Genomic DNA, 26,365 nt, shown 5'->3' with positions numbered 1-26,365 from the left:
CTGAACGGCCAAGCAGCGCTCTCCGACGCTCAAAAAAGCATATATGCCTCAAATCGCATATCTATGCGCCTTCTCTGCAAAGGCCCCCTTGAGGGGGAGATGCACGGCAGGGTAGAGGGGGTTGGTCCGACGGGGCTCGGCCTGCTGCGGCAGATGGAGGCTGGCGCTCCACGCCTGTCGACCCCCTCTGGCCTGCCCTCTTTGCCAAAACTTGGCATCTCCCCTCAAGGGAGGAGATGACGCTCCTACTGCGCCGACGGCTCCTCGGCGTCGCCCTCGTCCGCGAACGGCGAGGCACTCGGCACGCACTGCACCGACCAGCCGGCCGGCGTCGGCTGCTTCTGGTATTCGGTGACGGCGGAGGTGCACTGTTCGCGGGTGTCGAAGGTGCTGGGCAGCACGACCATGCCGCCTTGCGGGCCGGCGATCACCAGATACCAGACCAACGCTACGCTCGGTGCCGCCATGAGTATTTCCTCGCTCTGCTTGTTTTGGGAGTCGGTGCGATCCTAGCAACTCCGGCCAAGCGGCGAAAGTTGGGCCGAAGCGCGGCGTTAAGCCACGGCATCACAGCCGCGTGATGTCAGGCCGCTTACTCCGGCTGCCGGTAGGCGACAAAGCGGTTGTGCTTGGCCTGGAAGATCAGCCCCGTCTCCTTGAGCGCAGGGCTGGCCAACGGCACGATACGCTTGGCGATCTCCGAAGGGTGCGGCAGAGTCTCCGGATCCTCGCCGGGTACCGCCTGCGCCCGCATGGCGGTGCGCGTTGCCCCGGGATCGGCGGCGTTGACCCTGAGCGGCAGGTTTTCGGTCTCATGCGCCCACGAACGCGTCATGGCCTCGACCGCCGCCTTCGACGCCGCATAAGGCGCCCAGAAGGCGCGTGCGGAGTGGGCCAGGCTGGAACTCAGTACGATAGCGCGGCCGGCATCGGCGAGTCTCAGCAGCGGGTCGACCGAGCGGATCAGCCGCCATGTTGCGGTGACGTTGATGGTCATCACCTTCTCGAAGGTCTTTGCCTCGACATGGCCGATCGGAGCGATGACGCCGAGCACGGCGGCGTTGGCGACCAGTATGTCGAGCTTGCCCCAGCGCTCGTGGATGGCGCCGCCCAGCCGGTCGATCCCCGCCATGTCGGCAAGATCGAGCGGTACCAGCGTCGCCTGTCCGCCGCCTGCTTTGATCTGGTCGTCGAGTTCTTCCAGCCCTCCGACGGTGCGGGCAACCGCAATCACATGTGCGCCGGCGGCGGCAAGCTCCGTGGCGATGAAATAGCCGATACCGCGCGAGGCGCCGGTGACGACCGCAACGCGGCCGGAGAGATCGAGGGTCATGCTTGAACTTCCATGAGGTCGGCGTGAGGCACCCCCCTCTGCCCTGCCGGGCATCTCCCCCTCAAGGGGGGAGATTGGCTCTCATCAGGCTCAGCGCCTGTTCTGCGACCGTCGCGATTGGCGAAAGTCGACAATTCAGCCGATCTCCCCCCTTGAGGGGGAGATGCCCGGCAGGGCAGAGGGGGGTAACCTGGCGAAGACAAATGGCGATCCGGCAACCTTACGACCCGCCTGCCGCCAATAGCGACAGCGTGCGGACATTGTCGGAGCCTTCGAAATCGGCAAGCCGGGTCGGATACTGGCCGGTGAAACAGGCGTCGCAGAATTGCGGCTGTTCGTTGTCGCGGCCGGCTTCGCCAACGGCCCGGTAGAGCCCGTCGATCGAGAGGAAGCCGAGCGAATCGACGCGGATGAACTCGGCCATCTCCTCCACCGACATGCGCGAGGCCAGCAACTTCGACTTTTCCGGTGTGTCGACGCCGTAAAAGCAGGAGGCGCGCGTCGGCGGCGAGGCGATGCGCATATGCACTTCCTTGGCGCCGGCATCGCGCACCATCTGCACGATCTTCTGGCTGGTGGTGCCGCGTACGATCGAATCGTCGACCAGCACCACGCGCTTGCCTTCGATCATGCGGCGATTGGCGTTGTGCTTAAGCTTGACGCCCATGTGGCGGATCGAATCGCCGGGCTGGATGAAGGTGCGGCCGACATAGTGATTGCGGATGATGCCGAGCTCGAACGGGATGCCCGCGGCCTGCGAAAAGCCGATCGCCGCCGGTGTGCCCGAATCCGGCACCGGCACGACGATGTCGGCCTCGACCGGGCTCTCCAGTGCCAGCTCGGCGCCGATGCGCTTGCGTACCTCGTAGACATTGCGGCCTTCGACCGAAGAATCCGGCCGGGCGAAGTAGACATATTCGAAAATGCAGAAGCGGGTCTTCTGCGGCTCGAACGGGAACAGGCTCTCGATTCCCTTGCTGGTGACGACGACCATTTCGCCGGGCTTCAGGTCGCGCACGAAACGCGCCCCGATAATGTCGAGCGCACAGGTTTCGGAGGCGAGAATCCAGGCGCCGTCGAGATCGCCAAGCACCAGCGGCCGGATACCGAGCGGGTCGCGGCAGCCGATCATCTTCTTGGACGTCATTGCCACCAGCGAGAAGGCACCTTCGACCTGGCGCACCGCATCGATGAAACGCGAATTCAGGTCGCGCTCCTTGCTGGTGGCGACCAGATGCAAGAGCGTCTCGGTGTCGGAGGTGGAAGAGAAGATGGCGCCCTGCTTCTGCAGGGCGCGCTGAACGGTCATGGCGTTGGTGAGATTGCCGTTATGGGCGACGGCAAAGCCGCCATCGGCAAGTTCGGCGAAGAAAGGCTGGATGTTGCGCAAGCCAGCGCCACCGGTGGTGGCATAGCGTGTGTGGCCGATGGCACGGTTGCCTTGCAGGCTGTCGATGACACGCTGCTTGGTGAAGGTGTCGCCGATCAGGCCGACATGGCGTTCGACATGGAATTGGGTGCCGTCATAGGAAACGATGCCGGCCGCTTCCTGGCCGCGATGCTGCAACGCATGCAGGCCGAGTGTTACGATGGCTGCGGCGTCCTGCCGGCCGAAAATGCCGAACACGCCGCATTCGTCGTGGAAATGGTCGTCGGCTTCGGCGGAAAGCACGTCGTCTGCGTCTGCCACTGAGGCTGCCATTGGGGGCTCAAGCTCCGCTAAAGTCGCCATATAAGGTCATAGCGCATCGAAAGCAACGCACGTCGTGCGACGTTCACATGATCGACAGTCTCGAGGCGAGCAAGTCTGCCGAAATCAGTTTGCCGGCGCCGGGTTTGCAGGTGCCGGCGTCGCGGGCGCATTGTCGGCCGGCGGAGCGTCGCTGTCATCGGGTGCCGGAGCAGTGGCGTCGTCGCCGGCGGCAGGTGCTTCCGCTGCAGGCGCGTCGGGGGCCAGAGGCGTCTCGGTGGCCGGCCGATTCGGATTGAGCTTGTTGAGGATGGCGTTTTCCGGATCCTCGGGCAGCAGGCTTTCCAGCTTGGCACCGATCGATTCGAGCAGCGGCTTTGACTTGGCGTTGGCAATCCAGCCTGGAGCTTTGGCGCCGGCCAGCCAATTGAAAAACAGCAGTGCGACCGCGACCACCAGGATGCCGCGCGCCGCGCCATAGAGGAAGCCAAGTGTGCGATCGAGCGCGCCGATCCTGGAATCGATGATCCAGTCGGCGAGCTTCATGGTGATGACGGAAACGACGATCAGCGCGACAATGAAGACGATACCGGCGGCCGCCGCCATGGCTGCCTTTTCGTTGTCGATATAGGGCTGAATGTAAGGCAGCACCGGCTTGTAGAAGAAGAAGGCCGCCGCAGCGGCAACTGCCCAGGAGATGATCGACAGGATCTCGCGCGAAAAGCCGCGAACCATGGCGAGCATCGCCGAGACCAGGGTGAAGCCGACGAGAATTCCGTCAAGCAGCGTAATCGGCATGTTTTTCGCCCCGCTCCGATCTCTTTTTCACGACTCGACGAGCCGCATCAGTCTTGCTCGTCGGCGCGGCTGCGCCGAGAGCCGGCTATGCGCGCCACGAGATCGGCAAGCTCGGTGGGCTGGAAAGCGCCGGCTCCGATCCCCCCGGCCCCATTACCACCAACAAGTTCCTCGCTGCCCAAGGGCAGAACCGCGCTTCCGAAACCCAGCTTTTCGGCTTCCTTGAGGCGCTGCTGCGCATGCGCAACCGGCCTCACCGCCCCCGAAAGGCTGATTTCGCCGAAATAGACGCAATCGGCGGGAAGGGCAAGACCGGTGAGCGAGGAAACCAGTGCCGCCGCCACCGCCAGGTCGGCCGCCGGCTCCGAAATGCGGTAGCCGCCGGCAACGTTGAGATAGACGTCGTGCGTGCCGAAGCGAACGCCGCAATGGGCTTCCAGAACCGCCAGGATCATCGACAGCCGGGCGCCGTCCCAGCCGACGACGGCGCGGCGTGGCGTGCCGAGCGTCGAAGGTGCTACCAGCGCCTGGATCTCGACCAGCACCGGCCGTGTGCCTTCCATGCCGGCGAAAACCGCGGCACCCGGCGACTTCGCGTGACGTTCACCGAGGAAAAGCTCGGACGGGTTGGCGACTTCCCGCAAGCCCTTGTCCGACATTTCGAAGACGCCGATCTCGTCGGTTGGCCCGAAGCGGTTCTTGACCGTTCGCAGGATGCGGTAGTGGTGGCCGCCTTCGCCCTCGAAATAGAGCACCGCGTCGACCATGTGCTCGACGACGCGTGGGCCGGCGATCTGGCCCTCCTTGGTGACATGGCCGACCAGAACGATCGCCGCCCCTGTGGATTTTGCATAGCGGATCATCGCTTGGGCGGCGGCACGCACCTGGGTCACCGTGCCGGGCGCTGAATCGGCCATGTCGGTCCATAGCGTCTGGATCGAATCGAGAATGACCAGGTCCGGCCGCTTGCCATCGGAAATGGTGGCGAGGATGTCCTCGACGTTGGTCTCGGCGGCGAGTTCGACCGGGGTGTCGGCGACGCCGAGCCGCTGGGCGCGCAGCCTGATCTGGGCGACCGCTTCTTCACCGGAGACGTAGACGATGCGGTGGCCCTTTGCCGCCAGTGCGGCTGCAGCCTGGGTGAGCAGCGTCGACTTGCCGATGCCGGGATCGCCGCCGACCAAAAGCGCCGAGCCGCGCACGAAGCCGCCGCCGGTGGCGCGGTCGAGTTCGCCGATGCCGGAGACGATGCGCGGGGCGTCCTCGATGTCGCCGGAGAGGCTGGTCAGCACCACCGCGCGGCCCTTGCGGGCGTTGCGGGTGTTGGCCGGGCCGGAGCCGATGCCGCCCGACGTGCCTTCCTCGACCAGCGTGTTCCACTCGCCGCAGGCATCACATTTGCCGGCCCAACGCTGATGCACCGAACCGCAATTCTGACAGATGAACTGGATACGGGATTTGGCCATCAGTTTATTGGTTCCAAGAGGTATTTGGGACGATCCCAGTAAACCGGCAAAGCATCTTCGATCGATCGAAATGAGTGCGGCGCTGGCCGTTTCTCAGAGCCCAATTGTCGTATGCCGACCAACACGCATATCTGAACAGACCGACCGCGAAGTCGTTCTCTCGCCCGACTTCATCGTGCAACGTCTCCAGCAATCTCATAAGGGCAGTCGAGAGGCGACGATCATTGAGCCGGTGCATCAAAAGGAATGCGCACCCGATCGCCGCCAGAGAGGTGTCGTGCCGAGCTTCGTCCAACGAAAGGGCCAAAAAACTCAGCAGATCGTCGATGTCAGCTGTCGCTCCCAATTTCCAAACTCGATAAAGACCGGTCACTGCCGCGCTTCGCGTATAGTCTTCGACATGCTTGGCAAGGAATTTCCTCACCAATTCAACGTTCTCGGGCGTAGGTTCGCTTGAGTAGCAGAACACCAGCAAACCGGCGTGCGATTCCGTGCGAGAAATTGACCGGGCAGATCTCAAATATTCAGTGAGTTGCGCGCGTTCATCCTCGGAGATGTTATACTCTTCGAATTTTATCCTTTGGTAGATATCGCTAAAGTCCAATCGGCTGCTCCGCGACAATGCCTACTCGAACCGATCCGGCAAATGATGCTCTTCCGCGAGGTCCGAGAAGCGGGTGAACTCGCCCTGGAAGGCGAGGCTGACCGATCCCGTTGGGCCGTGGCGCTGCTTGGCGACGATTACTTCGGCCTTGCCGCGCATCTCGTTCATCTCGTGTTCCCACTTGATGTATTCGTCGGTGCCCGGCTTCGGCTCGCGGTTCTTCAGATAATATTCCTCGCGGTAGACGAACAGCACCACGTCGGCGTCCTGCTCGATGGAGCCCGATTCGCGCAGATCCGAAAGCTGCGGGCGCTTGTCGTCGCGGCTCTCGACCTGGCGCGACAGCTGCGACAGCGCGATGATCGGCACCGCCAGCTCCTTGGCCAGTGCCTTGAGCCCGGTGGTGATCTCGGTGATTTCCTGGACGCGGTTTTGCGATGATTTCGCGCTCGATCCCTGCATCAGCTGGATATAGTCGATGACGATGACGTCGAGGCCGCGCTGGCGCTTCAAGCGACGCGCGCGGGCGGACAGCTGAGCGATGGAAATACCGCCGGTCTGGTCGATGAACAGCGGGATTTTCTGCATGGTCTGCGAACAGGCGACGAGCTTTTCGAAATCCATCTCGCTGATCTCGCCGCGGCGGATTTTCGACGACGGGATTTCGGTCTGTTCGGAAATAATGCGGGTGGCGAGCTGTTCGGATGACATTTCGAGCGAAAAGAAGCCGACGACGCCGCCATTGGCCGCCTTGAACGAGCCGTCGGCCTGCTGCGCCGGGACATACGCCTCCGCGATATTGAAGGCGATGTTGGTGGCGAGCGAGGTTTTACCCATGCCGGGGCGGCCGGCAATGATGATCAAGTCGGACGACTGCAGGCCGCCCATGCGACGGTCGAGGTCGCGCAAGCCGGTGGCGACGCCCGACAAATGCCCGTCGCGCATATAGGCGGCATTGGCCATGTCGACCGCCGTCTTGACAGCGTCGGTGAAGCTCTCGAAGCCGCCGTCGTAGCGGCCGGTCTCGGCCAGCTCGAACAGCCGCCGCTCGGCGTCCTCGATCTGGTCGGAGGGCGACATGTCGACCGGCGCGTCATAGGCGATGTTGACCATGTCCTCGCCGACGGTGATCAGCGCGCGGCGCGTGGCCAGATCGTAGATGGCGCGGCCATAGTCGGTGGCGTTGACGACGGTGACGGCCTCGACCGCCAGCCGCACGACATATTGCGCCACCGTCATGTCGCCGACCTTCTCGTCGGCCGGCAGGAAGGTCTTCAGCGTGATCGGCGTCGCGATCTTGCCCATGCGGATGAGCTCGGCCGCGACCTCGAAGATCTTCCTGTGCAGCGGCTCGTAGAAATGGCCAGGCTTCAGAAAGTCGGAGACGCGGTAGAACGCATCGTTGTTGACCAGTATGGCGCCGAGCAGTGCCTGCTCGGCCTCGATGTTGTTCGGCGCCTCGCGATAGAGCGGTGTTTCCGCCACGCCGAATTTTCGTGCTGCCTCTGCCATGATGTCCCCGGTCCTGATCCCGGTCTCTCGATATCAGAACGAGACAAGTCGGTGATGACTTATCTGCATCAGTCCCCAACCAACCAACTTTGATGCCCGCGATTCACAGCCAAGACACTTCGGTGGAAAGAATCTCGATTGACTCGAATCAAGATGGCGAGCCTAGCCGTTCTTGAGCGAGAACAAAACAGGAAAATAGCTGCCGGTCATTCCGGCAAGGCGTCACCCCAGTCCAGTCGCCGCGCGGCCTTGAACGTCTCGCCGTCGCGCTTGGTGAACAGTCGCTCGGCAGCATGACCATCCTGTTGGCAAAGCTTCAGCAAGACCTTGCCGGAGCCCGATTTCGGCGGTGCGATCACCCGCGCGCGGGGCGGAGCGGCCGGATGACGGGAAGCGGCGACAAAGATGAACTTTTCGTCCTCCCACGGCACCTCGGCATCCTTGGCCAGACGGTGCAGGCGCGAGCGGGCGACGCGGCGGGCGAAATGGCACCAGTCGGGAGCGACAAGTGGGCAGGGCGCCTCATGCGGGCAGGGCGCGAGCACGTGCGCCCCCGCCTCGATCAGCTGCCGCCGCACGGCAAGGATGCGCTGCCAGCCGGCCGGCGTGCCTGGCTCGACGACCAGCAGCGTGTCGGCGGTCAGCTGCCAGAGCCGGTCGATTAGTTTTGCCAGCGATGCCGGCGCGATCTCATCCAGCACATAGGCTGAAGTCACCAGCTCGGCGGGCTCCAGATCGACCAGGTCGATGGTGACGTCACCGGTCAGCCAGGCGGTCTTGGCATGGATTGCCTCGGCGGCAAGCGCCTCGCCGACCCGCCGCACCGCGGCACCGGCCTCGAGCAGCACTGCCTGTTCGAGATCGGGCCAGAGATCGATTGTGGCCCAAAGCACCGTGCCAGGGCCGGCGCCGACATCGAGCAAGGTCTTCGGAGCATAGTCGGGCCGAGACTCGCCCACCGCATCGAGACTGGCGCGGACGGCCGCATAGGTCGCCGGCAGCCGCGTTGCCAGATAGGCCTTAACCGCCATTTCTTCTGCCATGTGCAGGCGGCCATCGCGCAACTCGGCGCGGTAGCGGTCCGACAGCGTCTTGGCCGCTTGCTTGATCATCGGCAACGGAACCTGTTCGAGAAGGCGGTCGACGCCTTGTCTAAGCGGGGCGGGCAGTTCCATGGTCTACGCAGCCCGAGGTGCGAGCACGATGACCGAGGCGCCAATGATGCAGATCGTGGCACCGGCAAGATCCCAACTGTCGGGGTGCACGCCTTCCGCCAACCATAGCCAGACCAGCGAGGCGGCAATGTAGATGCCGCCATAGGCGGCATAGGCCCGGCCCGCCGCACTGGTGTCGACAAGCGCCAGCAGCCACGCGAATAGCACCAGTGAGACGAGACCGGGCGCCAACCACAGCGGCGACTTATCCAGCCGCCACCACGCCCAGAACGAGAAGCAGCCGGCGATCTCGGCAAGTGCGGCGGCGACGTAGAGGAGGTAGGTCATGAAAAAAGGTCCCGCGTTGACGAGACCTTTTTCAGCGTGCCAGCCGGCAATGGCAAGCGGCAATGGCGCGATCGCCGGCAGTCTACTCCGGATCCGCCACCTTGCGGCGGCGAGTGGGCTTGGCGGCAGGAGCCTTTTCACGACGTCCAAGATCCCGCATCTCCAGCGCCTTCTCGCAACTGGCCATGTAGTCGCGCGTCACCGGCAGCGTGTCGTTCTTCTTGGCGATCTGGATCTGGAAGATCACCAGATCCTGCCATCGGAAGGCAGCTTCCGAGGCGGCAAGATAGAACTCCCACATGCGGCAGAAGCGCTCGTCATAGATCGCCTTGGCCTTGTCGCGGTTGGCGGCAAAGCGCGCGCCCCAATGCTTCAGCGTCTCGGCATAATGCAGCCGCAGAACCTCGATGTCGGTGACGACGAGCCCCGACTTTTCGATAGCCGGCATCACTTCGGAGAGCGACGGGATATAGCCGCCCGGGAAGATGTATTTGCGAATGAAGGCGCTGGTCGCCCACGGCACACCGGAACGGCCGATCGTGTGCAGCAGCATGACACCGTCCGGCTTCAGCAGCGTCGCCGACTTGTCGAAGAAGGTACGGAAATGATTGACGCCGACATGCTCGAACATGCCGACCGAGACGATGCGGTCGAAACGCTCATTGAGCTCGCGATAGTCCTTGAGGTCGAAATGCACCCGGTTTTGCAGGCCTTGCGCGTGCGCGCGGTCGGTGGCGACGCCGTGCTGCTCGGTCGACAGCGTCACGCCTTGCACGTCGACGTCGAACGCCTTGGCGAGATAGAGGCCAAGCCCGCCCCAGCCGGAGCCGATGTCGAGTACCGTCTGGCCCGCTTTCAACCTGAGCTTGGCGGCGATGTGGCGCTTCTTGGCTGCCTGGGCCTCATCGAGCGTCATGTCCGGCTGCTCGAAATAGGCGCAGGAATACTGCATGTCTTCATCGAGGAAGAGGCGATAGAGGTCGCCCGACAGATCGTAGTGGCGCTGCACGTTGCGGCGCGCCCGCGACGCCGTGTTGATCTGCTGCAGGCGCCGGAAGGCGTGGCGCAGACCCTCGATCGCCTTCGACCAGGTGGCATCGATGCCGCCGCTGCCCATGTTCTGGAACGCAATGCGCATCACCCCCAGCACGCCGCCCTCGATAATGTCGAGTTCACCGTCCATGTAGGCTTCCGGCACCGCCAGCATCGGATCGAAAGTGATGGCGCGCTCGGCATGCCTTGTCTTGATGTGCATGTGCACCGGCTCGCCGCTGCCGTCACCGAAAGTCACCATCGAGCCTTGCGGCCCTGTCACCTTGAGATTGCCTGTGCGGACCAGGCGGTCGAGAACGCGCTTAAGCAGAATATTCATGACCAATTGTCCCCTCTCGGCCAGACATGCTGTCCTATTCTGCATCAAGATATAGGGGTTCGAAAAGTTCCATTTGGCATAAAAATGCCCGGGTGCGAGGCCCGGGCATTGGTCCAGATAGGTATTAGCCGACGAATGCCGGCGAACAACGATCAGCCGTTGTCTTCGCCGCCCTCGAACTCCGCGTTCGGATCGAAGAAATTTTCCGGCCGCGCATTGTCGTTGATGTCTTCGCCGTAGATGGCTTCGGCGGTGGTCAGCGTTTCGCCCTTGGCCTGGCGTTCGGCTTCGTCGGCCGTGCGGGCAATGTTGAGCGTGATGGTGACCTCGACTTCCGGGTGCAGTGCGATCGCCACGTTGGTGACACCGATGGTCTTGATCGGCTGATTGAGAAGGATCTGGTTGCGGTTCACCGAAAAACCTTCCGCCGTCAACAGCTCGGCGATGTCGCGCGTCGAGACCGAACCATAGAGCTGGCCGGTCTCGCCGGCCGAGCGCACGGCGATGAAGCTCTTGCCGTCGAGCTTTTCAGCAATCTGCGCGGCCTCGGACTTGCGCTCCAGGTTGCGGGCCTCGAGTTGGGCGCGCTGTCCCTCGAACTTCTTCTTGTTACCTTCGTTGGCGCGCAGCGCCTTGCCCTGCGGCAGCAGGAAATTGCGGGCGAACCCGTCCTTGACCTTGACGGTGTCGCCCATCTGGCCGAGCCGGGAAACGCGTTCGAGAAGAATGACTTCCATGGTTTTGTTCCTTCGGTTGGGCGCCTACCCTCAGGATCGGCGCCGAATTGTCTGGAACAGGTCAGGAAGCTGGGGCGTCGCCGCCTGTGTCGCTGTCCTGCCTGTCGCGGCAGTTAGGATCTCTTATCGAAATCCAACCCGGGATTTGGTGTTCGATCCAGCTACGCCCGTCGTGGCCGGTGAAAAAAGCGGGCGGCGAACCGCCCGCTGGCTAGACCATGATCCCGAAAAGTGGAAACCGGTTTTCGGATAAGATCATGGTCAACTAATCAGTCTTAGCGGACCACGTAGGGCAGCAGGCCGAGGAAGCGGGCGCGCTTGATCGCCTTGGCGAGTTCGCGCTGCTTCTTCTGGCTGACGGCGGTGATGCGCGACGGCACGATCTTGCCGCGCTCGGAAATGTAGCGCTGCAGAAGCCGCACGTCCTTGTAGTCGATCTTCGGCGCGTTGGCGCCGGAGAACGGGCAAGTCTTGCGGCGACGGTGGAAGGGGCGCCGGGTTGGGATCTGGTTGATGTCGACCATTATTCTGCGGCTCCTTCAAAGCCTTCGCGCGGACGGCGCGGGCCACGATCGGCACCGCCATCGCCGAAGCTGCGCGGCGGACGATCACCACGGTCACCGCGATCGCGGTCGCCGAATGAGCGCGGGCCACGATCGCCACGGTCGCGGTCGCCGAAGCCGCCGCGTTCCGAGCGCTCTTCGCGCTTCTGCATCATTGCCGACGGGCCTTCCTCATGCGCATCGACCTTGATGGTCAGGAAACGCAGCACGTCCTCGGACAGGCCCATCTGGCGCTCCATCTCATTGAGCGCGGCCGGCGGGCAGGTGATGTCCATGAGTGTATAATATGCCTTCCGGTTCTTGTTGACCCGGTAGGTGAGGGACTTCAGTCCCCAGTTCTCGACCCGGCCGACGGACCCGCCATTCGCGGTGAGGACGCCCTTGTACTGTTCGACAAGCGCATCGACCTGCTGCTGCGAGAGGTCCTGCCGGGCAAGAAACACATGTTCGTATAGAGCCATAGTGTTCGTGCCTTTCTTCGTTTCTCTCCCGGTTCCCGGCGGCAAAAGCCTCTGCAACTTCTCTGACCCGCAATCCTTGCGAAGACGGGGAAGAAAGGAGCATGACGAGACGGTCGAGAGCGGAGACACGGGAGGCGGAAGCGCTTCTGGCTCCACGCGAAGGTTCGAAAACCTCCGGCCCTCCGTTCAGCCCCCAGCAAGGACCGGCAGATTGCGGGCGTCTATACAGGAATTTGACCGCAAAGCAAGGCCAAACGACAGGCCAAATGGCTCGATTAGCGCCCTACCTTCCAGAGCACAACGGGCTTCGATGGCAAGGTTTTACGGATTTCCTGAAACCTGACCTTAACCATCATGCGAAGTTCCCGTGCCGGCGGGCATGGTGGCAACCCGTCGTTCATCATGCGAATGCAAAACGAAACACTTCGCGCGACACCTGCAGCACGGCGGTTTTGGGGGTAAAATGCTGTTCGACAAGTTCTGCCGTTCGAAGAGCGGCAACTTTGCCCTGATGCTGGCGTTCGGGCTGCCTGCGGTTCTGACGGCCGTCGCCTTTGCCGTGGACGTGTCCACCTTGATGAGGGCCAAGGTCAGCTTGCAGAACGCGCTCGATGCCGCGAACCTTGCATCTTCGCATCTCGGCGACATCGAGGCCACGCGCAAGGACGTCTTCGACCGCTATTTCCAGACCAATGTCGCCGGCCACAGCGAGTTGAGGAACGCCGAAGCGACGCTTACCGTCGAAAGGGGCCTCAATTACATCCAGACAAAGGCTGTCGCCGCGGCGGACGTCAACTTGAACTTCGCTTTCCTGTTCGGCAACGACAAGCGCATCACCGTCGATGCTGGCGCCATCGAATCGACCAATCAGCTCGAAGTCGTGCTGGTGCTCGACAATACCGGGTCGATGGCCAGCAACGACCGCATCGGCGCATTGCGGACGGCGGCGACGGGCTTGATCGATATGCTCCAAGCCGCGAAGTCGCCGACGCGCAGCGTACGTGTCGCAGTGGTGCCGTTCGTCACCGCGGTCAACGTCAAGGGCGAGGACTACGATCCGTCCTGGATCGACATGGCCGGCAAATCGCCGAACAATGGCGCCAATTTCCCCTTGGTCGGCGGCAAGCGCATCACCCATATGGACCTGTTCAAGCAATTGGGCGTCGAATGGAGAGGCTGCGTCGAGGCGCGGCCCGGAACCAACAATGTTTCCGACATTTCGCCCGACCAAAACAAACCGGACACCCTGTTCGTACCTTATTTCGCGCCGGACGATCCAGGTAACGCCAAAAATCCGAACAGCTCCTATGGCAATTCGGCGACCGGCTATAATAATTCCTATCTCGACGATACGGTTATCACCCTGCTTCCCGGCCTCACCGGCGACATCGCGAAGTACAGTGTTTCGACGATGAAGCTGATCAACGACAAGAAAGGCCCCCTGACCATCGGCCCAAACCGGGCCTGTCCGACGCCGATAGTGCCGCTGACCGACGATTTCGACAAATTGCGTAAGGCCGTCAGTGAGATGATCGAATGGAACGGCTCGGGGACCAATGTTTCGGAAGGGTTGTCATGGGGGATGCGGGTACTCTCGCCGGAACCGCCCTACAGTGACGGCGCGCCGTTCAGGGCGTCAGGCACGACCAAAACGGTGCTGCTGCTCACCGACGGCGAAAATGTTGTCTATGGCGCGAAGGATACGCCACAGAAGTCGGACTATGGTTCTTACGGGTTCCTGGCCTCGGGTCGGTTCGGATCCAGCGACCAGACCGCGGCCGCGCGCAATGTCGACGACTGGACAACCAATGTCTGCAACACGTTAAAGAAACAGGACGTGCAGATCTTCACAGTACTGCTGCAGGCCGACACCGCAGCCAACCGCAAACTCTACGAGGCCTGCGCGTCGTCGCCATCGGATTATTACCCGACCAACGACGTCACCCAGCTCGAAAGCGTCTTCCTGAAAATCGGAAGCTCGATTTCGCAACTGCACTTGACGAACTGAACGACGTCAGTCGCCCAACGGCCGTTCCGCCGCCGCTGCTCAACTCGTGTGCGCAGCCACTTTGCCTGTGGTTTCGGGGAAGAAGTCGGGCGCCGCATGGCGCTTGCCGAACATCATGTCGTACTGCAGCAGACGGAAGTCGCGGATTGCCGGGTCGATCTCTTTCTGACGCGACCAATCGGGGGTGGCGTCGCCCGCCGGTGCCAACAGCAAATTGCGGTCGATGACGCGGTAGTGCTCCCGCAACTGGCCGAGGAAGCCGGTATAATAGGGATGACTGATGCCGGCAGTCTTCAGGATATGGTAGGGCAGGAAGGCTGGGCTGACGGCGCCGAGATCCTCGGCCGGGCCGCTGCGGTTCGACCAGACGATCAGCGGCGTCTGGTGATGCAGCAGCATCTGGTCGGCCGCCTCCTTGCGCGGCGCGACATTGTCCTTCATGAAACCGGTCTCGACGTAGACCGGCCCAAGCGGCGGCAGATGGTCGCCGAAGAAGGCGATGACCGTCGGCCGCTGGCGTTTCTTCGCCCATTCGATCAGCCGCTCGAGGCCGCGGTCCGCGTCGGAAGAGCCTTCGGCGTAGCTCAACAGCGATTCACGCGCCCATTGGCTGATCGGCGCCTGCACCTTATGGGTCGGATTGTTATAGCGATACGGCTCATACGGCCCGTGGTTCTGCAGGCTGACGGCGAAAAAGAACACCGGCTCGGCGCTGGTATCGGCCTCGTGGATGATCTCGTCGGTCATCGCCGCGTCCGACGCGAGCGGTCCGCGTTTTTGCATGGGCGGCAACGTCTCCTCGGACTTGAAGTCGTTGAAGCCGAAATCGGCATAGACGGCTCCCCGGTTCCAGAACCAGTTGGTGCCGGGGTGGATGGCGCGTGCCCGATAGCCCTGACTTTTCAGGAAGGTCGCCAGTGACGGGGTCGGTGTCCGCACATATTGCTGGTAAGGAATACTGCCCGCCGGCAGGAAGGCGTTGGAAAAGCCGGTCAGGGCCTCGAACTCGATGTTGGCCGTCATGCCGCCGAATTCGGGCGAGAACATGTAGCCCGTGCGCAGTGCCCGCACATTGGGGATAGGGTCGGGCGTGATGGTGACGCCGGGCAGCTTGGTCGGATCCCAGAAGGATTCGCTCATGACGACGATGATGTCGGGCTTCTCGGCGGGTACCGAGACCGTCACCTGCGGTTTGCCGATCGCTTCGATCGCCTTGCCGGAATAGCCGGGCGGCGCCGAGACATGGGCCATCGGGACGTTCAGCGCGAATGCGAGCGCAAAACCGTTCGAGGCATAGTTTTCCTTCTGGTCCCACATGATCGGGATGATCTGCAGCCGGTCGCGCGTCCATGAGAAAGTGGCATAGTCCATGATGGAGACGAAGAAGGCGATCAGCGGCACTGTCAGCGTCAGCCGGGCAAGGCGGCCCTTGTGGCTGAGCGCCGGAACGCGGCGGCGCCATAGCCGCCAGCCATAGACGAGAAGCGACAGCCCGCCGACGATGCCGATCGCCAGGGCAATGGCGGTTCCCGGGCGATCGCGTACCAGGAGCGGCATCAGCGCCACGATCTGCCGGGAATAGAGGAAATCGGTCGGATAGAGCGGATCGCCGAGATAGAGCGACTTCTGGTGGCCGACGAACGCCAGCGACAACGTCAGCGGCGCGAGGATCATCAGGCTCTGATGGCTGCGGCCGAGCACGGCGTCGAGCCCTATGAGGATCAACGCAAAAATGATGATTGTGGTCCAGCCGGGTTTGAAGGGCTGCAGAAAGAAGTCGATGGTGCCGGCAAAGTTGCCGCGCACGATCAATTCGATAGCGAACACCAGGATGGCCGCGGCCAACAGGCTGATGAAGCCATAGCGGATGACAGGCCATTTGCGCCCTGGCAGATAGCCGGTGGCCGGATCGCCTTCGAGAAACTGTGGCGCGGCCTCGGCTGCGCTCTTCTTGGTCTTTGCCACTGCGATAGTTCCCCGGCCCGCAACAAAAGCGTCACTCGACTGTCATCGAACTGTCACGCAAAGCTAGCGCCTGTGGCGGAAATAAGAAGAGCCAGCAAACAAATCGTGAGCGGTTTTCATCATGAGTGATCGCCAAAAAGCCTGCCGAAACAGGCACTCGGCCGACGTTGCGCGGTCAAGGTTGGACTTGACTTGGCCGCACGCCTTGCGTCACAGGCAACGAGAACCAGCAGCTGGGAGCCGCCGATGGCCATCGCATTCACCTTTCCGGGGCAGGGCAGCCAGGCTGTCGGCATGGGCAAGGACCTTGCCGATACCTTTGTTGAATCGCGGCGGATCTTCGAGGAAGTCGATGATGCGCTCGGCGAAAATCTATCGAAGCTTATCTGGGAAGGCCCGGAAGAGACGCTGACGCTGACCGCCAATGCCCAGCCGGCGCTGATGGCGGTGTCGCTTGCCGCAATCCGGGCGTTGGAGGCGCGCGGCTTCTCCCTGAAAGGCAAGGTCACCTATGTCGCCGGCCACTCGCTTGGCGAATATTCGGCACTTGCGGCCGCCGGTTTCGTTTCGGTCGCCGACGCCGCCCGACTGTTGCGCATCCGGGGTAACGCCATGCAGGCGGCGGTACCGGCCGGCGAGGGCGCCATGGCGGCGATCATCGGGCTGGAACAAGCCGACGTCGAAGCCGCCTGCGCAGAGGCTGCCCAAGGCGCGGCCAAAGATCCCGCGCAAGCCTTGGTTTGCCAGATCGCCAATGATAATGGCGGCGGCCAGCTGGTAATCTCCGGCGCCAGGTCGGCGGTCGAACTGGCGGCGAAGCTATGCACGGAGAAGGGCGCCAAGCGGGCGCTCATGCTGCAGGTTTCGGCGCCCTTCCATTCGGCATTGATGAAGCCGGCGGCCGAGATCATGCGGGAGGCACTGGCCGCCGTGACGAAGAGTGCACCGGCCGTGCCGCTGGTCTCCAATGTTACGGTGACCCCGACGAGCGATCCCGACGAGATCGCCCGCCGCCTCGTCGAACAGGTGATCGGGCGCGTGCGCTGGCGCGAAACGGTGGAGTGGTTCGGCGCGAATGGCGTTGCGACGCTATATGAAGTAGGCGCCGGCAAGGTTCTGTCGGGGCTGGCGCGGCGCATTAACCGCGATATTGCCACCAGTGCAATCGGATCCGCGGCGGATGTCGAGGCGGCGCTGGCGGCGCTTGCATAATCAACTGGCGATTTGACCCCGCTCCGTGCGAAGGGTGTTTGCTCAGATCAGGAGACAAAAATGTTCGAATTGACCGGCCGCAAGGCGCTCGTCACCGGCGCATCGGGGGGCATCGGCGAGGCGATCGCCCGCGTGCTGCATGGCCAGGGCGCCATCGTCGGCCTGCACGGCACGCGTATCGAGAAACTGGAGGCGCTGGCCGCCGAACTGGGCGACCGGGTCAAGCTGTTTCCGGCCAATCTTTCCAATCGCGACGAGGTCAAGGCGCTTGGCCAGAAGGCGGAGGCCGATCTCGAAGGCGTCGACATCCTCGTCAACAATGCCGGCATCACGAAGGACGGGTTGTTCGTACGCATGGCTGATGCCGACTGGGATAGCGTGATCGAGGTCAACTTGACCGCCGTGTTCCGGCTGACCCGCGAGCTTACCCATCCGATGATGCGGCGCCGCCATGGCCGCATCATCAACATCACTTCAGTGGTCGGCGTCACCGGCAATCCCGGCCAGGCCAATTATTGCGCCTCCAAAGCCGGTATGATCGGCTTTTCCAAATCGCTGGCGCAGGAGATCGCCACCCGCAATATAACCGTCAACTGCGTCGCCCCGGGCTTCATCGAATCGGCGATGACCGACAAGCTCAACGACAAGCAGAAAGAGGCGATCATGGCGGCGATCCCGACGCGGCGCATGGGCACGGGCGCCGAAGTCGCCTCTGCCGTCGCCTACCTCGCTTCCAATGAGGCGGCCTACGTCACCGGCCAGACCGTTCATGTCAATGGCGGCATGGCAATGATCTAACACTTGGGAAAACGCTTCATTCCGTCTTGGATGCACGGGATTTTTCGTGTAATGCCGCCCGCAACCCGGCGGTTCGGGCAAAAACCGGTCCTGTTCCGCTGCGTTTCCGGCAGGACCATCTTTCAGCTTGATTAGCGGCATTCTGCCCGCTAACGAAGACAGACAACCAAAAGACGAGGATGCCCAAATGAGTGACACCGCAGAGCGCGTCAAGAAGATTGTCATCGAGCACCTTGGCGTCGATGCCGACAAGGTGACGGAGCAGGCGAGCTTCATCGATGATCTGGGCGCGGACAGCCTCGACACGGTCGAACTTGTCATGGCGTTCGAAGAAGAGTTCGGCGTCGAAATCCCCGACGATGCGGCCGAGACCATCCTGACTGTTGGCGATGCGGTGAAATACATCGACAAGGCCTCGGCCTGACGCTATTTGCAGTCATCACCGGGGAGGACCTGCGATGAGGCGTGTCGTCGTCACGGGCCTTGGGCTGCTTTCGCCGTTCGGCATGGGCTTCGAGCACAGCTGGAATGAGCTTCTGACCGGCCGCAGTGCAGCCAAGCGCATCACCGAATTCGAGGTGGAAGACCTTGCCTGCAAGGTCGCCCACGTCATTCCGCGCGGTGACGGCTCCAATGCCACTTTCAATCCTGAAGCCGTTCTCGAGCCGAAGGAGCTGCGCAAGATCGGCGACTTCATCCTGTATGGGATCGCGGCCGCCGACGAGGCGCTCAAGGATTCCGGCTGGCAGCCGAAGACGCATGAGGAACAGTGCGCCACCGGCGTGCTGATCGGTTCCGGCATCGGCGGCATCGAAGGCATCGCCGAGAATGCGACGATCCTCAAGGAACGCGGTCCGCGCCGCATCAGCCCGTTCTTCATCCCCGGCCAAATCATCAACCTCGTGTCCGGCCAGGTCTCGATCCGGCATGGGCTGAAAGGCCCCAACCATGCCGTCGTCACCGCTTGCTCGACCGGTGCGCACGCCATCGGCGATGCCGCCCGGCTGATCATATGGGGCGATGCCGACGTTATGGTCGCAGGCGGCGCCGAAGCGCCGGTGACGAGGCTTTCGATCGCTGGGTTCGCGGCTTGCCGCGCGCTCTCCACCGACCGCAACGACGCGCCGCAAACGGCCTCGCGCCCCTATGATCGCGATCGCGACGGTTTCGTCATGGGCGAGGGCGCCGGTGTTGTCGTGCTCGAGGAGCTCGAACACGCCAAGGCCCGCGGCGCCAAGATCTATGCCGAGGTCACCGGCTACGGCCTGACCGGTGACGCCTATCACATCACCGCGCCAGCCGAGGACGGCGACGGCGCTTTCCGTTGCATGACGGCGGCGCTGAACCGGGCGAAGCTGACGCCCGCCGATGTCGACTACATCAACGCCCACGGCACCTCGACCATGGCCGATACGATCGAACTCGGCGCCGTCGAGCGGCTGGTCGGCAACGCCGCCTCGAAGATATCGATGTCGTCGACCAAATCGTCGATTGGCCACCTGCTGGGCGCGGCTGGTGCTGCCGAGGCGATCTTTTCGATCCTCGCCATTCGCGACAACATCGCGCCGCCGACCATCAATCTCGACAATCCGGAGCGCGAAACGGCGATTGACCTTGTGCCGCACAAGCCGCGAGCCCGGCAGATCGACGTGGCGCTGTCCAACTCCTTCGGCTTCGGTGGCACCAACGCCTCGCTCGTCTTCCAGCGCTACAATGGCTGACCGCTCCGCCGGTTTGCGTCTGCCGTCAATTTTGCCATATTCGCCCCTACTCTGCCCGAGGGGATTCGTCGCAAGATCAATTGGTAGGGCGCTATGAACACAAATCCGGCCGATAACGGGGAATTCGGGCAACGGGCAGCAACCCCCGGCCCGATCGTGCCGAAGACGGCCAGCGAGGCGTTGCGGCCCGAGGCCGGCACGCCGCCGCCGAAGCGCTCGCGTGCCTCGCGCAGCCAGTTCGTCGTGTTCATGAACTTCGTCATCTCTTCGGTGATGCTGATGGTTCTGGCGGCAGGCGTTGCGCTGTATTTCGGCAAGCAGGAATTCAACGAGCCGGGCCCGTCGGCCAATGGCGACACTTTCCTGGTCAAGCCGAATAGCGGCGTCCAGGAGATCGCCGACCAGCTTGAGCGGCGAGGGCTGATCAGCGACGCCCGCATCTTCCGCCTTGGCGTACGCGCCTTCGGCAATGATTCCGCCCTGAAGGCTGGCGAATACGAGATCAAGCCGCAGGCTTCGATGCACGATATCATGGAACTGCTGAAGAGCGGCAAGTCGGTGATGTATTCGCTGACCATCCCCGAGGGGCTGACGGTCGAGCAGGCACTGCAACGGATCGCTGAGCAGGACGCACTGACCGGCGATATGCCGTCGACCACTCCACCCGAGGGCAGCCTCGCCACCGACACGCTGCGCTTCACCCGCGGCGCAACACGCCAGCAGATGGTCGACAAGCTTCTGGCCGACCAGAAAAGGCTGGTCGACGAAGTCTGGCAGCGCCGAGCGCCGGATCTGCCGATCGCCAACATTGAGGATTTTGTCACCCTGGCCTCGATCGTCGAGAAGGAGACAGGTAAGGGCGATGAACGCTCGCGGGTAGCGGCCGTCTTCCTCAACCGGCTGGCCAAGGGTATGCGGCTGCAGTCGGACCCGACCATCATCTACGGCCTGTTCGGCGGCAAGGGCAAACCCATCGACCGCCCGATCTATCAGTCGGACATCCAGAAGCCGACGCCCTACAACACCTATCTGATCAACGGCTTGCCGCCGACGCCGATCGCCAATCCCGGCCGTGCGGCGCTGGAGGCAGTCGCCAATCCGTCGAAGACCAGCGATCTTTACTTCGTCGCCGACGGCAGCGGCGGCCACGTCTTTGCCGCGACGCTCGATGAGCATAACGAGAATGTCGCTCGCTACCGGGCACTGCTGAAAAAGCAGGCGCAGGACGCCGCCAAGGCCGGGGCAACCAATACCGGAGCCGACACGCCGGCGGGAGCCATCGTTGACGATGCGGGGGCTACCGCCGCCCAGTAGGGCCAGACGCCATCAGGTCGGCCCTGTGCATGTCCGGGTGGATGTGCAAGGGCTGCTATGGCATTGAAATTCACATGATCCTGTCCGGAGCAATCGTTCCGGCTTGAGGGGCATTCGGCAAGGGGACGCACGGCAACATGAACTTGCAGAGTATGACCGGTTTTGCGCGCAGTGTCGCCGAACACGAAGGCACTTCGATTGCCTGGGAAGCCAAGTCCGTCAACGGCAAGAGCGTCGAGGTCAGGCTGCGGCTGCCGCAAGGTTTCGACCGGCTGGAGCCGGCAGTCAGGCAGACGGTGCAAAAGCGTTTTGGGCGCGGTAATTTCCAGATGACGCTGACCATTGGCCGCGCCGCCGGCGCGCAAGCGCAACCCGTGGTCAACGAGGCTTTCCTGAAGGATCTGGCGGGGTTGGCCAAGCGGCTGCAGGAGCAGTTCGGAGTAGCGCCTGCGGCGGCCGACGGACTGCTTGCGCTGCGCGGCGTGCTCGACATTCCCGAAGCCATCGAAACCGAAGAGGCGCGCAGTGCGCTCGATACCGCGATATTGTCGGCGCTGGAAGCAGCACTGGACGGGCTGCAGCAGGCGCGCCAAGGCGAAGGTGCGGCGCTTCGTTCCCTGCTGTCCGGCCATATCGATGCCATCGAGGCGCTGACACTGCGGGCCGAGGCCGATCCATCACGCGAGCCGGCCACGATCCGCGAAAGGCTTGCAGAGCAGATCCGGCTGCTGATGGACGCATCAGCCAATCTGGATGCCAGCCGGCTGCATATGGAAGCGGCGTTCCTGGCCACCAAGGCCGACATACGCGAGGAGATCGACCGGCTGAAGACGCACGTGGCGTCGGGCCGGGCGCTGCTCGCCGGCGGTGGCGCCGTCGGCCGCAAGCTCGATTTCCTGGCGCAGGAATTCAACCGCGAATCGAATACGCTGTGTTCCAAGTCGAATGCTGCCGCGGTCACCGCCATCGGACTGGAACTGAAGGCGGTCGTCGACCAGTTTCGCGAACAGGTCCAGAATCTGGAATGATCCCGATGCCAAGCCACATGACTGCCAAGCCCCATGACCACTAGGGATGTGGGTTCCCGCATTCGGCGCCGCGGGCTGATGCTGGTGTTGTCGTCGCCCTCAGGCGCCGGCAAGTCGACGATCGCGCGCAACCTGCTGGAGAGCGATTCCAGCCTGGAATTGTCGGTCTCGGTCACCACGCGGCCACGCCGCGGCAGCGAGATCGAGGGTGTCCATTACCACTTCCGCACGATGCGCGAGTTCGAGCGGCTGCGCGATTCCGATGCGCTGCTCGAATGGGCGGAGGTGCACGGCAATTGCTACGCGACGCCGCGCGAGCCGGCCGAACAGGCGCTGGCAGAAGGCCGCGACATGCTGTTCGACATCGATTGGCAAGGCGCTCAGCAGCTCAAGGAGAAGATGCGCGCCGACATCGTCTCGATCTTCATCCTGCCGCCGTCGATGAAGGAATTGAAGGCGCGGCTGAAGCGTCGCGCCGAGGACCAGGAAGCGGTAATCGAGACGCGGCTCAAGAACGCCCGTAATGAGATCGAGCACTGGAAGGAATATGATTTCGTCATCGTCAACGACGATCTTGACCGCGCTTTCGCCGAGGTGCGCGGCATCGTCACGGCCGAACGGCTCAGACGCGATCGCCGGCCGGGCTTGTTCGATTTCGTCTCGGGGCTGCTCGATGAGAAGACGGATTGAGCACCTTTATCGTAAGCGTCCGGCCTGCGGCGTCTTTCGGGACGGTGGCGATCACACGAAGATAGTGTCCACTTGTCGGGATAATTGACATTTGCCGATGTTGGTTGACGAGAGAGACGCCCTCGTACCAGCGATCAACGTCGGCATAAAACGCGATAGAGAGTTGGCATGCCGATTGAATTATGGGGCTTTTGACACACCGAATGGCCGAAAGATCAGCGTCGCGCTCGAGGAGATGGGGCTGCCCTACACGGTGAAGGTGGTCGACATCACGAAGGGCGAACAGCATGCCTCTGGGTTTCTGCGTATTAGCCCCAACAATCGCATCCCCGCCATCGTCGATCCCGCCGGACCGGACGGTAGACCGATCAGCGTGTTCGAGTCGGGTGCCATCCTAATTTACCTAGGCCAGAAGACCGGCCACTTTTGGCCGTCCAGACTCAGCGCGCAAGTCCCTGTGTTGGAATGGCTGATGTGGCAGGTGGGTGGTTTCGGTCCGATGCCGGGCCAGGTGCACCACTTTCTTGGCGTGACCGACGACCAGGACCGCCGCTACGGACTGGCACGCTATAGCGCAGAGACCCGACGCCTGTGCGGAGTCGCCGATCGGAGGCTGGCGGAGGTCGAGTATTTCTCGGGCGAGCTGTCGATCGCCGATTTTGCTATTCTCGGCTGGGCATGGCGGCACGAGCGGCATCAAGTCGATCTTGCCGAATTTCCGAATGTTGAGCGCTGGTATGGGACTATGATGGCACGGCCGGGGGTTCAACGCGGCTTTGCGGTATCGCTCTCCTGATGGAACGACACGAAGCTCGACGCTTCCGTGAATTCGCTCCTGTCTTCGACAATATTTTCGTCATATTGCGGCAGGTCGTCTGTAATGGTGAACCAAGGTGCCTTGGAGCCGACGAAAATGTGCGCGCTTGGGCGAATGTTTGGGTCGTCGACGAGGGTCCCCATAGCGATGTGGGCGAACGCGCCGTCACGAACAACCGCAAAAAGGAACGACCCGCATAGCTTGCATCGCTCGTCATGCCAGCTATTGCCGTCGACGATCTGGATTTTGTCCTCCCCACTCGTGATGCGCAATTTGACACGCTCTATGCCTGCGAGTGGCTTGAACGCTGCGCCGGTTGCGCGACGGCAGATCGAGCAATGGCAATTCACGGCAAATATGAACTCGTCCGTCACCTTATAGGTGACTGCACCGCACTGGCATGATCCACCTAGCGTGCGGGTGTTGGTCGGCTCCTGCAGCGTCACGACTGGCATTCCTCTGTGCGATCGAAGTTTACCAGATAGCACACTTTTATCGGACTTCAGGCGGGTAGTCGGGGCGACGCTTGTCTGGGCGGGTGTCAAGTGTTCAATGATCTGTACAATGTCGGTCCGTCCGATCTGCGGATAGTGCTCTCGCATCCCCGTGACCTCTTGGGGCCATTCCGATTCTCTCCAAGGAACGCTGCCGCCTCGGACAGGCGCAGATCGGTGCAGCGCGTGACCCACACAATCGCGATCCTGCTGGCATCGCCGTCACAAACATAGCGCATATAGCCCGGCAAAATCGATATTTCGCGCCAGCGTATGGTGGGTATTTTCTCGCCTGCCTCGATAAGTGGGAAAAGCCGAGCGACCACTCCAAGTTCCTGCATCACAGCCTCACACCGCATTCGTCAGCCGCACGAATTCCTCGACGCTGAGCGTCTCCGCACGCCTGGTCGGATCGATGCCGGCGCGGGTGAGCAGCGCCTCGCCGCCAAGGCTTTTCACGCTCTGCCGCAGCATTTTCCGGCGTTGGCCGAACGCCGCTTCGGTGACGCGGCTGAGCCGTTTCACCTCTGCCGGCAAGGGGCTGGCGCGTGGCACCAGATGCACAACCGAGGACGTCACCTTGGGTGGCGGCGTGAACGCCTGCGGCGGCACGTCGAAGGCAATCCTCGCCTCCGTCCGCCACCCTGCCAGCACGCCGAGCCGGCCATAGGCCTCGCTGCCGGGGCTGGCTGCAATGCGTTCGGCGACCTCGCGCTGGAACATCAGCGTCATCGATGTGTAGAAAGGCGGCCACTCGGTGACGGTCAGCCAACGGATCAGCAATTCGGTGCCGATATTGTAAGGCAGGTTGGCGACGATTTTCGCCGACCCGCTGCTTCCCGGCACTCCTTTGGCAAGCGCTGCAAAATCAGTTTTCAGCGCATCGCCGGCCACGATCTCGAGCCGACCCGGATAGTGGTTCGCGATCTCGGCCAAGGCCGCCAGGCAGCGCTCGTCGCGCTCGATCGCGACGACCCGCCGGGCGCCGTTGAGGAGCAGGGCCCTAGTCAGCCCGCCCGGACCGGGACCGACCTCGATAACCGTAACGTCGCTCAGGTCGCCGGCGGTCCGCGCAATCTTGCTTGTCAGGTTAAGGTCGAGCAGAAAATTCTGGCCGAGCGCCTTTTTCGCCTGCAGCCCATGGCGCTCGATCACCTCACGCAGCGGCGGCAGCCCGTCTATGCTCATCGGGCTGGGCTCATCGGGCTGGGCTCATTGGGTTAGGATCATCGGATTGGGCTCATTGGCCTGCAGTTTTTGTCCCAGTATCGGCAAGTAGGCGAGCGAGCTTCAGTGCGCCAATCAGACTGTCGGCGCGGGCGATGCCCTTGCCGGCGATGTCGAAGGCGGTGCCATGGTCGGGCGAGGTGCGGATGAAGGGCAGGCCGAGCGTGACGTTGACAGCCTCGTCAAACGCCAGCGCCTTGGCCGGGATCAGCGCCTGGTCGTGATACATGCAGAGCGCCACGTCGTAGCCGGCGCGGGCGCGAGCATGAAACAGCGTGTCGGCGGGCAATGGCCCGAAGGCGTCGATCCCTTCCTGCCTCAGCCTGTCGACCGCCGGGCGTACGATGCGCTCATCTTCGGTGCCCATCGCGCCGCCTTCGCCGGCGTGCGGGTTGAGGCCGGTAATGGCGAGCCGCGGCTTGGCAATTCCGAAGCGGTTTGCAAGGTCGGCGGCGGTGATGCGGCCGGTGGTGACGATCAGGTCGGTCGTCAGCGCCTTCGGCACCTCGGCCAGCGCGATGTGGATGGTGACCGGCACGGTGCGCAGGTCCGGTCCGGCAAGCAGCATCACCGGCGTCACCTCGGTACCGGTATGAAGCGATGCCAGATGCGCCAGATATTCGGTGTGGCCGGGAAAGCGAAAGCCGGCATCGTAGAGCGGCTTCTTGGCAATGGGGCAGGTGACGACCGCGGCAGCGCGGCCGGCCAGGCAGTCGGCGACGGCGCGGTCGATCGCCTCGACGATGCCGGCGGCGTTGGCTGGATCAGGGCGGCCGGGACTGTCGATGAAACGGGCGGCAAGCGCCACCACCGGCAGCGCGCGCGAAAACATCTCCGGCGCTAGCGCCGGCGTTGTCTCGGCCATCGCAATATCGGCGCCGAGCCTGTGCGCCCGCGCGGCAATCAGTGCCGGATCGGCAAGAAGATAGAAAGACGGAACGCCGGCGGTATCGCGGGCCTGCCAAGCGGCGATGGCGATGTCCGGCCCCACACCGGACGGATCGCCGACGCTCAGCGCCAGCGGAAGCTCTGCGTGAGGCACGGCTATCGCGA

26 protein-coding genes are annotated in these 26,365 nt (G+C 62.9%); 9 read left to right on the top strand and 17 right to left on the bottom strand.

Annotation, left to right across the window (positions count from 1 at the left end):
- Nucleotides 1-245 precede the first annotated feature (245 nt).
- The 13 genes from NKH91_RS30855 to rpsF all read right to left on the bottom strand — a co-directional run bounded on the left by NKH91_RS30855 (nucleotide 246) and on the right by rpsF (nucleotide 12,038).
- A complete protein-coding gene (locus NKH91_RS30855; protein ID WP_023719840.1) occupies nucleotides 246-467 on the bottom strand; it encodes a hypothetical protein in 222 nt (73 codons plus the stop codon).
- Nucleotides 468-592: 125 nt separating this feature from the next.
- Nucleotides 593-1,333, bottom strand: a complete 741-nt coding sequence (locus NKH91_RS30850; protein ID WP_352849211.1) for an SDR family NAD(P)-dependent oxidoreductase — start codon at nucleotides 1,331-1,333, stop codon at nucleotides 593-595.
- A gap of 220 nt (nucleotides 1,334-1,553) precedes the next feature.
- Nucleotides 1,554-3,035: an amidophosphoribosyltransferase gene (purF, locus tag NKH91_RS30845; RefSeq protein ID WP_036244955.1), complete on the bottom strand. Its 1,482-nt coding sequence runs from the start codon at nucleotides 3,033-3,035 to the stop codon at nucleotides 1,554-1,556.
- Between the two features lie 114 nt (nucleotides 3,036-3,149).
- Nucleotides 3,150-3,821 carry a CvpA family protein gene (locus NKH91_RS30840; protein ID WP_352481821.1) on the bottom strand — a complete coding sequence of 224 codons (672 nt, stop codon included), beginning with the start codon at nucleotides 3,819-3,821 and terminating at the stop codon, nucleotides 3,150-3,152.
- Nucleotides 3,822-3,868: 47 nt separating this feature from the next.
- A complete protein-coding gene (radA, locus tag NKH91_RS30835; RefSeq protein ID WP_352849214.1) occupies nucleotides 3,869-5,287 on the bottom strand; it encodes a DNA repair protein RadA in 1,419 nt (472 codons plus the stop codon).
- A gap of 4 nt (nucleotides 5,288-5,291) precedes the next feature.
- The gene (locus NKH91_RS30830; protein WP_352849217.1) at nucleotides 5,292-5,891 is read right to left on the bottom strand and encodes a hypothetical protein; all 600 of its coding nucleotides are present in this window, start codon (nucleotides 5,889-5,891) and stop codon (nucleotides 5,292-5,294) included.
- Between the two features lie 21 nt (nucleotides 5,892-5,912).
- Complete coding sequence (locus tag NKH91_RS30825) at nucleotides 5,913-7,403, bottom strand: replicative DNA helicase (RefSeq protein ID WP_023677714.1); 1,491 nt, start codon at nucleotides 7,401-7,403, stop codon at nucleotides 5,913-5,915.
- Between the two features lie 206 nt (nucleotides 7,404-7,609).
- Nucleotides 7,610-8,578, bottom strand: a complete 969-nt coding sequence (locus tag NKH91_RS30820) for a small ribosomal subunit Rsm22 family protein (RefSeq protein WP_352849220.1) — start codon at nucleotides 8,576-8,578, stop codon at nucleotides 7,610-7,612.
- 3 nt (nucleotides 8,579-8,581) lie between these two features.
- A complete protein-coding gene (locus NKH91_RS30815) occupies nucleotides 8,582-8,905 on the bottom strand; it encodes a YnfA family protein (protein ID WP_352849223.1) in 324 nt (107 codons plus the stop codon).
- A gap of 82 nt (nucleotides 8,906-8,987) precedes the next feature.
- On the bottom strand, nucleotides 8,988-10,277 hold the full coding sequence (locus tag NKH91_RS30810) for a cyclopropane fatty acid synthase (RefSeq protein WP_352849226.1): 1,290 nt from the start codon (nucleotides 10,275-10,277) through the stop codon (nucleotides 8,988-8,990).
- 152 nt (nucleotides 10,278-10,429) lie between these two features.
- Nucleotides 10,430-11,014 carry a 50S ribosomal protein L9 gene (gene rplI, locus NKH91_RS30805; RefSeq protein WP_023719831.1) on the bottom strand — a complete coding sequence of 195 codons (585 nt, stop codon included), beginning with the start codon at nucleotides 11,012-11,014 and terminating at the stop codon, nucleotides 10,430-10,432.
- A gap of 275 nt (nucleotides 11,015-11,289) precedes the next feature.
- Nucleotides 11,290-11,538, bottom strand: coding sequence for a 30S ribosomal protein S18 (gene rpsR, locus NKH91_RS30800; RefSeq protein WP_006203718.1), 249 nt, complete (start codon nucleotides 11,536-11,538; stop codon nucleotides 11,290-11,292).
- Entirely contained in the window at nucleotides 11,538-12,038 is a 501-nt protein-coding gene (gene rpsF, locus NKH91_RS30795; protein WP_352481813.1) for a 30S ribosomal protein S6, read from the bottom strand. Before rpsF ends, rpsR begins: the two co-directional genes overlap by 1 nt.
- Before the next feature lie 463 nt (nucleotides 12,039-12,501).
- Here rpsF and NKH91_RS30790 point away from each other — a divergent pair, with 463 nt between their 5' ends.
- Nucleotides 12,502-14,046: a pilus assembly protein TadG-related protein gene (locus tag NKH91_RS30790; RefSeq protein ID WP_352885058.1), complete on the top strand. Its 1,545-nt coding sequence runs from the start codon at nucleotides 12,502-12,504 to the stop codon at nucleotides 14,044-14,046.
- Nucleotides 14,047-14,085: 39 nt separating this feature from the next.
- On the opposite strand, the gene NKH91_RS30785 is transcribed toward NKH91_RS30790, so the two are convergent.
- Nucleotides 14,086-16,011: an LTA synthase family protein gene (locus NKH91_RS30785; RefSeq protein ID WP_352494869.1), complete on the bottom strand. Its 1,926-nt coding sequence runs from the start codon at nucleotides 16,009-16,011 to the stop codon at nucleotides 14,086-14,088.
- Between the two features lie 246 nt (nucleotides 16,012-16,257).
- On the opposite strand from NKH91_RS30785, the gene fabD reads away from it, so the two are divergent.
- The 8 genes from fabD to NKH91_RS30745 all read left to right on the top strand — a co-directional run bounded on the left by fabD (nucleotide 16,258) and on the right by NKH91_RS30745 (nucleotide 23,570).
- Nucleotides 16,258-17,223, top strand: coding sequence for an ACP S-malonyltransferase (gene fabD / locus NKH91_RS30780; RefSeq protein WP_352814843.1), 966 nt, complete (start codon nucleotides 16,258-16,260; stop codon nucleotides 17,221-17,223).
- A 60-nt stretch (nucleotides 17,224-17,283) separates the two neighbouring features.
- Nucleotides 17,284-18,021, top strand: coding sequence for a 3-oxoacyl-[acyl-carrier-protein] reductase (fabG, locus tag NKH91_RS30775; protein WP_023719826.1), 738 nt, complete (start codon nucleotides 17,284-17,286; stop codon nucleotides 18,019-18,021).
- A 187-nt stretch (nucleotides 18,022-18,208) separates the two neighbouring features.
- On the top strand, nucleotides 18,209-18,445 hold the full coding sequence (locus NKH91_RS30770) for an acyl carrier protein (RefSeq protein ID WP_006203723.1): 237 nt from the start codon (nucleotides 18,209-18,211) through the stop codon (nucleotides 18,443-18,445).
- Between the two features lie 34 nt (nucleotides 18,446-18,479).
- Nucleotides 18,480-19,742, top strand: a complete 1,263-nt coding sequence (gene fabF, locus NKH91_RS30765) for a beta-ketoacyl-ACP synthase II (protein WP_352849233.1) — start codon at nucleotides 18,480-18,482, stop codon at nucleotides 19,740-19,742.
- 93 nt (nucleotides 19,743-19,835) lie between these two features.
- Entirely contained in the window at nucleotides 19,836-21,056 is a 1,221-nt protein-coding gene (gene mltG / locus NKH91_RS30760; protein WP_352481805.1) for an endolytic transglycosylase MltG, read from the top strand.
- Nucleotides 21,057-21,193: 137 nt separating this feature from the next.
- Nucleotides 21,194-22,084: a YicC/YloC family endoribonuclease gene (locus NKH91_RS30755; RefSeq protein WP_023719823.1), complete on the top strand. Its 891-nt coding sequence runs from the start codon at nucleotides 21,194-21,196 to the stop codon at nucleotides 22,082-22,084.
- Between the two features lie 33 nt (nucleotides 22,085-22,117).
- A complete protein-coding gene (gene gmk, locus NKH91_RS30750) occupies nucleotides 22,118-22,774 on the top strand; it encodes a guanylate kinase (RefSeq protein WP_023719822.1) in 657 nt (218 codons plus the stop codon).
- Nucleotides 22,775-22,871: 97 nt separating this feature from the next.
- Nucleotides 22,872-23,570 (top strand): glutathione S-transferase family protein, encoded by a 699-nt coding sequence (locus NKH91_RS30745; protein ID WP_352885055.1) that lies wholly within the window; start codon nucleotides 22,872-22,874, stop codon nucleotides 23,568-23,570.
- Here NKH91_RS30745 and NKH91_RS30740 read toward each other — a convergent pair.
- From NKH91_RS30740 to pdxA, 3 genes are all read right to left on the bottom strand, one after another.
- Nucleotides 23,540-24,037: a GFA family protein gene (locus NKH91_RS30740; RefSeq protein ID WP_348633227.1), complete on the bottom strand. Its 498-nt coding sequence runs from the start codon at nucleotides 24,035-24,037 to the stop codon at nucleotides 23,540-23,542. The two genes, NKH91_RS30745 and NKH91_RS30740, sit on opposite strands and share 31 nt — an antisense overlap.
- 396 nt (nucleotides 24,038-24,433) lie before the next feature.
- Nucleotides 24,434-25,273 (bottom strand): 16S rRNA (adenine(1518)-N(6)/adenine(1519)-N(6))-dimethyltransferase RsmA, encoded by an 840-nt coding sequence (gene rsmA / locus NKH91_RS30735; protein ID WP_023719819.1) that lies wholly within the window; start codon nucleotides 25,271-25,273, stop codon nucleotides 24,434-24,436.
- A gap of 52 nt (nucleotides 25,274-25,325) precedes the next feature.
- A complete protein-coding gene (gene pdxA, locus NKH91_RS30730) occupies nucleotides 25,326-26,354 on the bottom strand; it encodes a 4-hydroxythreonine-4-phosphate dehydrogenase PdxA (RefSeq protein WP_352494875.1) in 1,029 nt (342 codons plus the stop codon).
- Between the last annotated feature and the right edge of the window lie 11 nt (nucleotides 26,355-26,365).

Source organism: Mesorhizobium sp. M0894, assembly GCF_040319725.1.
Taxonomy (GTDB): domain Bacteria; phylum Pseudomonadota; class Alphaproteobacteria; order Rhizobiales; family Rhizobiaceae; genus Mesorhizobium.
Note: the sequence above shows the minus strand (reverse complement) of the source record. Positions and strands in the feature narration are given on the sequence as shown.

Excerpts from the sequence above, each read along its gene's own strand:
- NKH91_RS30855 (WP_023719840.1), bottom strand. The coding sequence starts at position 467 with ATGGCGGCACCGAGCGTAGCGTTGGTCTGGTATCTGGTGATCGCCGGC.
- NKH91_RS30850 (WP_352849211.1), bottom strand. The coding sequence starts at position 1,333 with ATGACCCTCGATCTCTCCGGCCGCGTTGCGGTCGTCACCGGCGCCTCG.
- purF (WP_036244955.1), bottom strand. The coding sequence starts at position 3,035 with ATGGCAGCCTCAGTGGCAGACGCAGACGACGTGCTTTCCGCCGAAGCC.
- NKH91_RS30840 (WP_352481821.1), bottom strand. The coding sequence starts at position 3,821 with ATGCCGATTACGCTGCTTGACGGAATTCTCGTCGGCTTCACCCTGGTC.
- radA (WP_352849214.1), bottom strand. The coding sequence starts at position 5,287 with ATGGCCAAATCCCGTATCCAGTTCATCTGTCAGAATTGCGGTTCGGTG.
- NKH91_RS30825 (WP_023677714.1), bottom strand. The coding sequence starts at position 7,403 with ATGGCAGAGGCAGCACGAAAATTCGGCGTGGCGGAAACACCGCTCTAT.
- NKH91_RS30820 (WP_352849220.1), bottom strand. The coding sequence starts at position 8,578 with ATGGAACTGCCCGCCCCGCTTAGACAAGGCGTCGACCGCCTTCTCGAA.
- NKH91_RS30815 (WP_352849223.1), bottom strand. The coding sequence starts at position 8,905 with ATGACCTACCTCCTCTACGTCGCCGCCGCACTTGCCGAGATCGCCGGC.
- NKH91_RS30810 (WP_352849226.1), bottom strand. The coding sequence starts at position 10,277 with ATGAATATTCTGCTTAAGCGCGTTCTCGACCGCCTGGTCCGCACAGGC.
- rplI (WP_023719831.1), bottom strand. The coding sequence starts at position 11,014 with ATGGAAGTCATTCTTCTCGAACGCGTTTCCCGGCTCGGCCAGATGGGC.
- rpsR (WP_006203718.1), bottom strand. The coding sequence starts at position 11,538 with ATGGTCGACATCAACCAGATCCCAACCCGGCGCCCCTTCCACCGTCGC.
- rpsF (WP_352481813.1), bottom strand. The coding sequence starts at position 12,038 with ATGGCTCTATACGAACATGTGTTTCTTGCCCGGCAGGACCTCTCGCAG.
- NKH91_RS30790 (WP_352885058.1), top strand. The coding sequence starts at position 12,502 with ATGCTGTTCGACAAGTTCTGCCGTTCGAAGAGCGGCAACTTTGCCCTG.
- fabD (WP_352814843.1), top strand. The coding sequence starts at position 16,258 with ATGGCCATCGCATTCACCTTTCCGGGGCAGGGCAGCCAGGCTGTCGGC.
- fabG (WP_023719826.1), top strand. The coding sequence starts at position 17,284 with ATGTTCGAATTGACCGGCCGCAAGGCGCTCGTCACCGGCGCATCGGGG.
- NKH91_RS30770 (WP_006203723.1), top strand. The coding sequence starts at position 18,209 with ATGAGTGACACCGCAGAGCGCGTCAAGAAGATTGTCATCGAGCACCTT.
- fabF (WP_352849233.1), top strand. The coding sequence starts at position 18,480 with ATGAGGCGTGTCGTCGTCACGGGCCTTGGGCTGCTTTCGCCGTTCGGC.
- mltG (WP_352481805.1), top strand. The coding sequence starts at position 19,836 with ATGAACACAAATCCGGCCGATAACGGGGAATTCGGGCAACGGGCAGCA.
- NKH91_RS30755 (WP_023719823.1), top strand. The coding sequence starts at position 21,194 with ATGAACTTGCAGAGTATGACCGGTTTTGCGCGCAGTGTCGCCGAACAC.
- gmk (WP_023719822.1), top strand. The coding sequence starts at position 22,118 with ATGACCACTAGGGATGTGGGTTCCCGCATTCGGCGCCGCGGGCTGATG.
- NKH91_RS30745 (WP_352885055.1), top strand. The coding sequence starts at position 22,872 with ATGTTGGTTGACGAGAGAGACGCCCTCGTACCAGCGATCAACGTCGGC.
- rsmA (WP_023719819.1), bottom strand. The coding sequence starts at position 25,273 with ATGAGCATAGACGGGCTGCCGCCGCTGCGTGAGGTGATCGAGCGCCAT.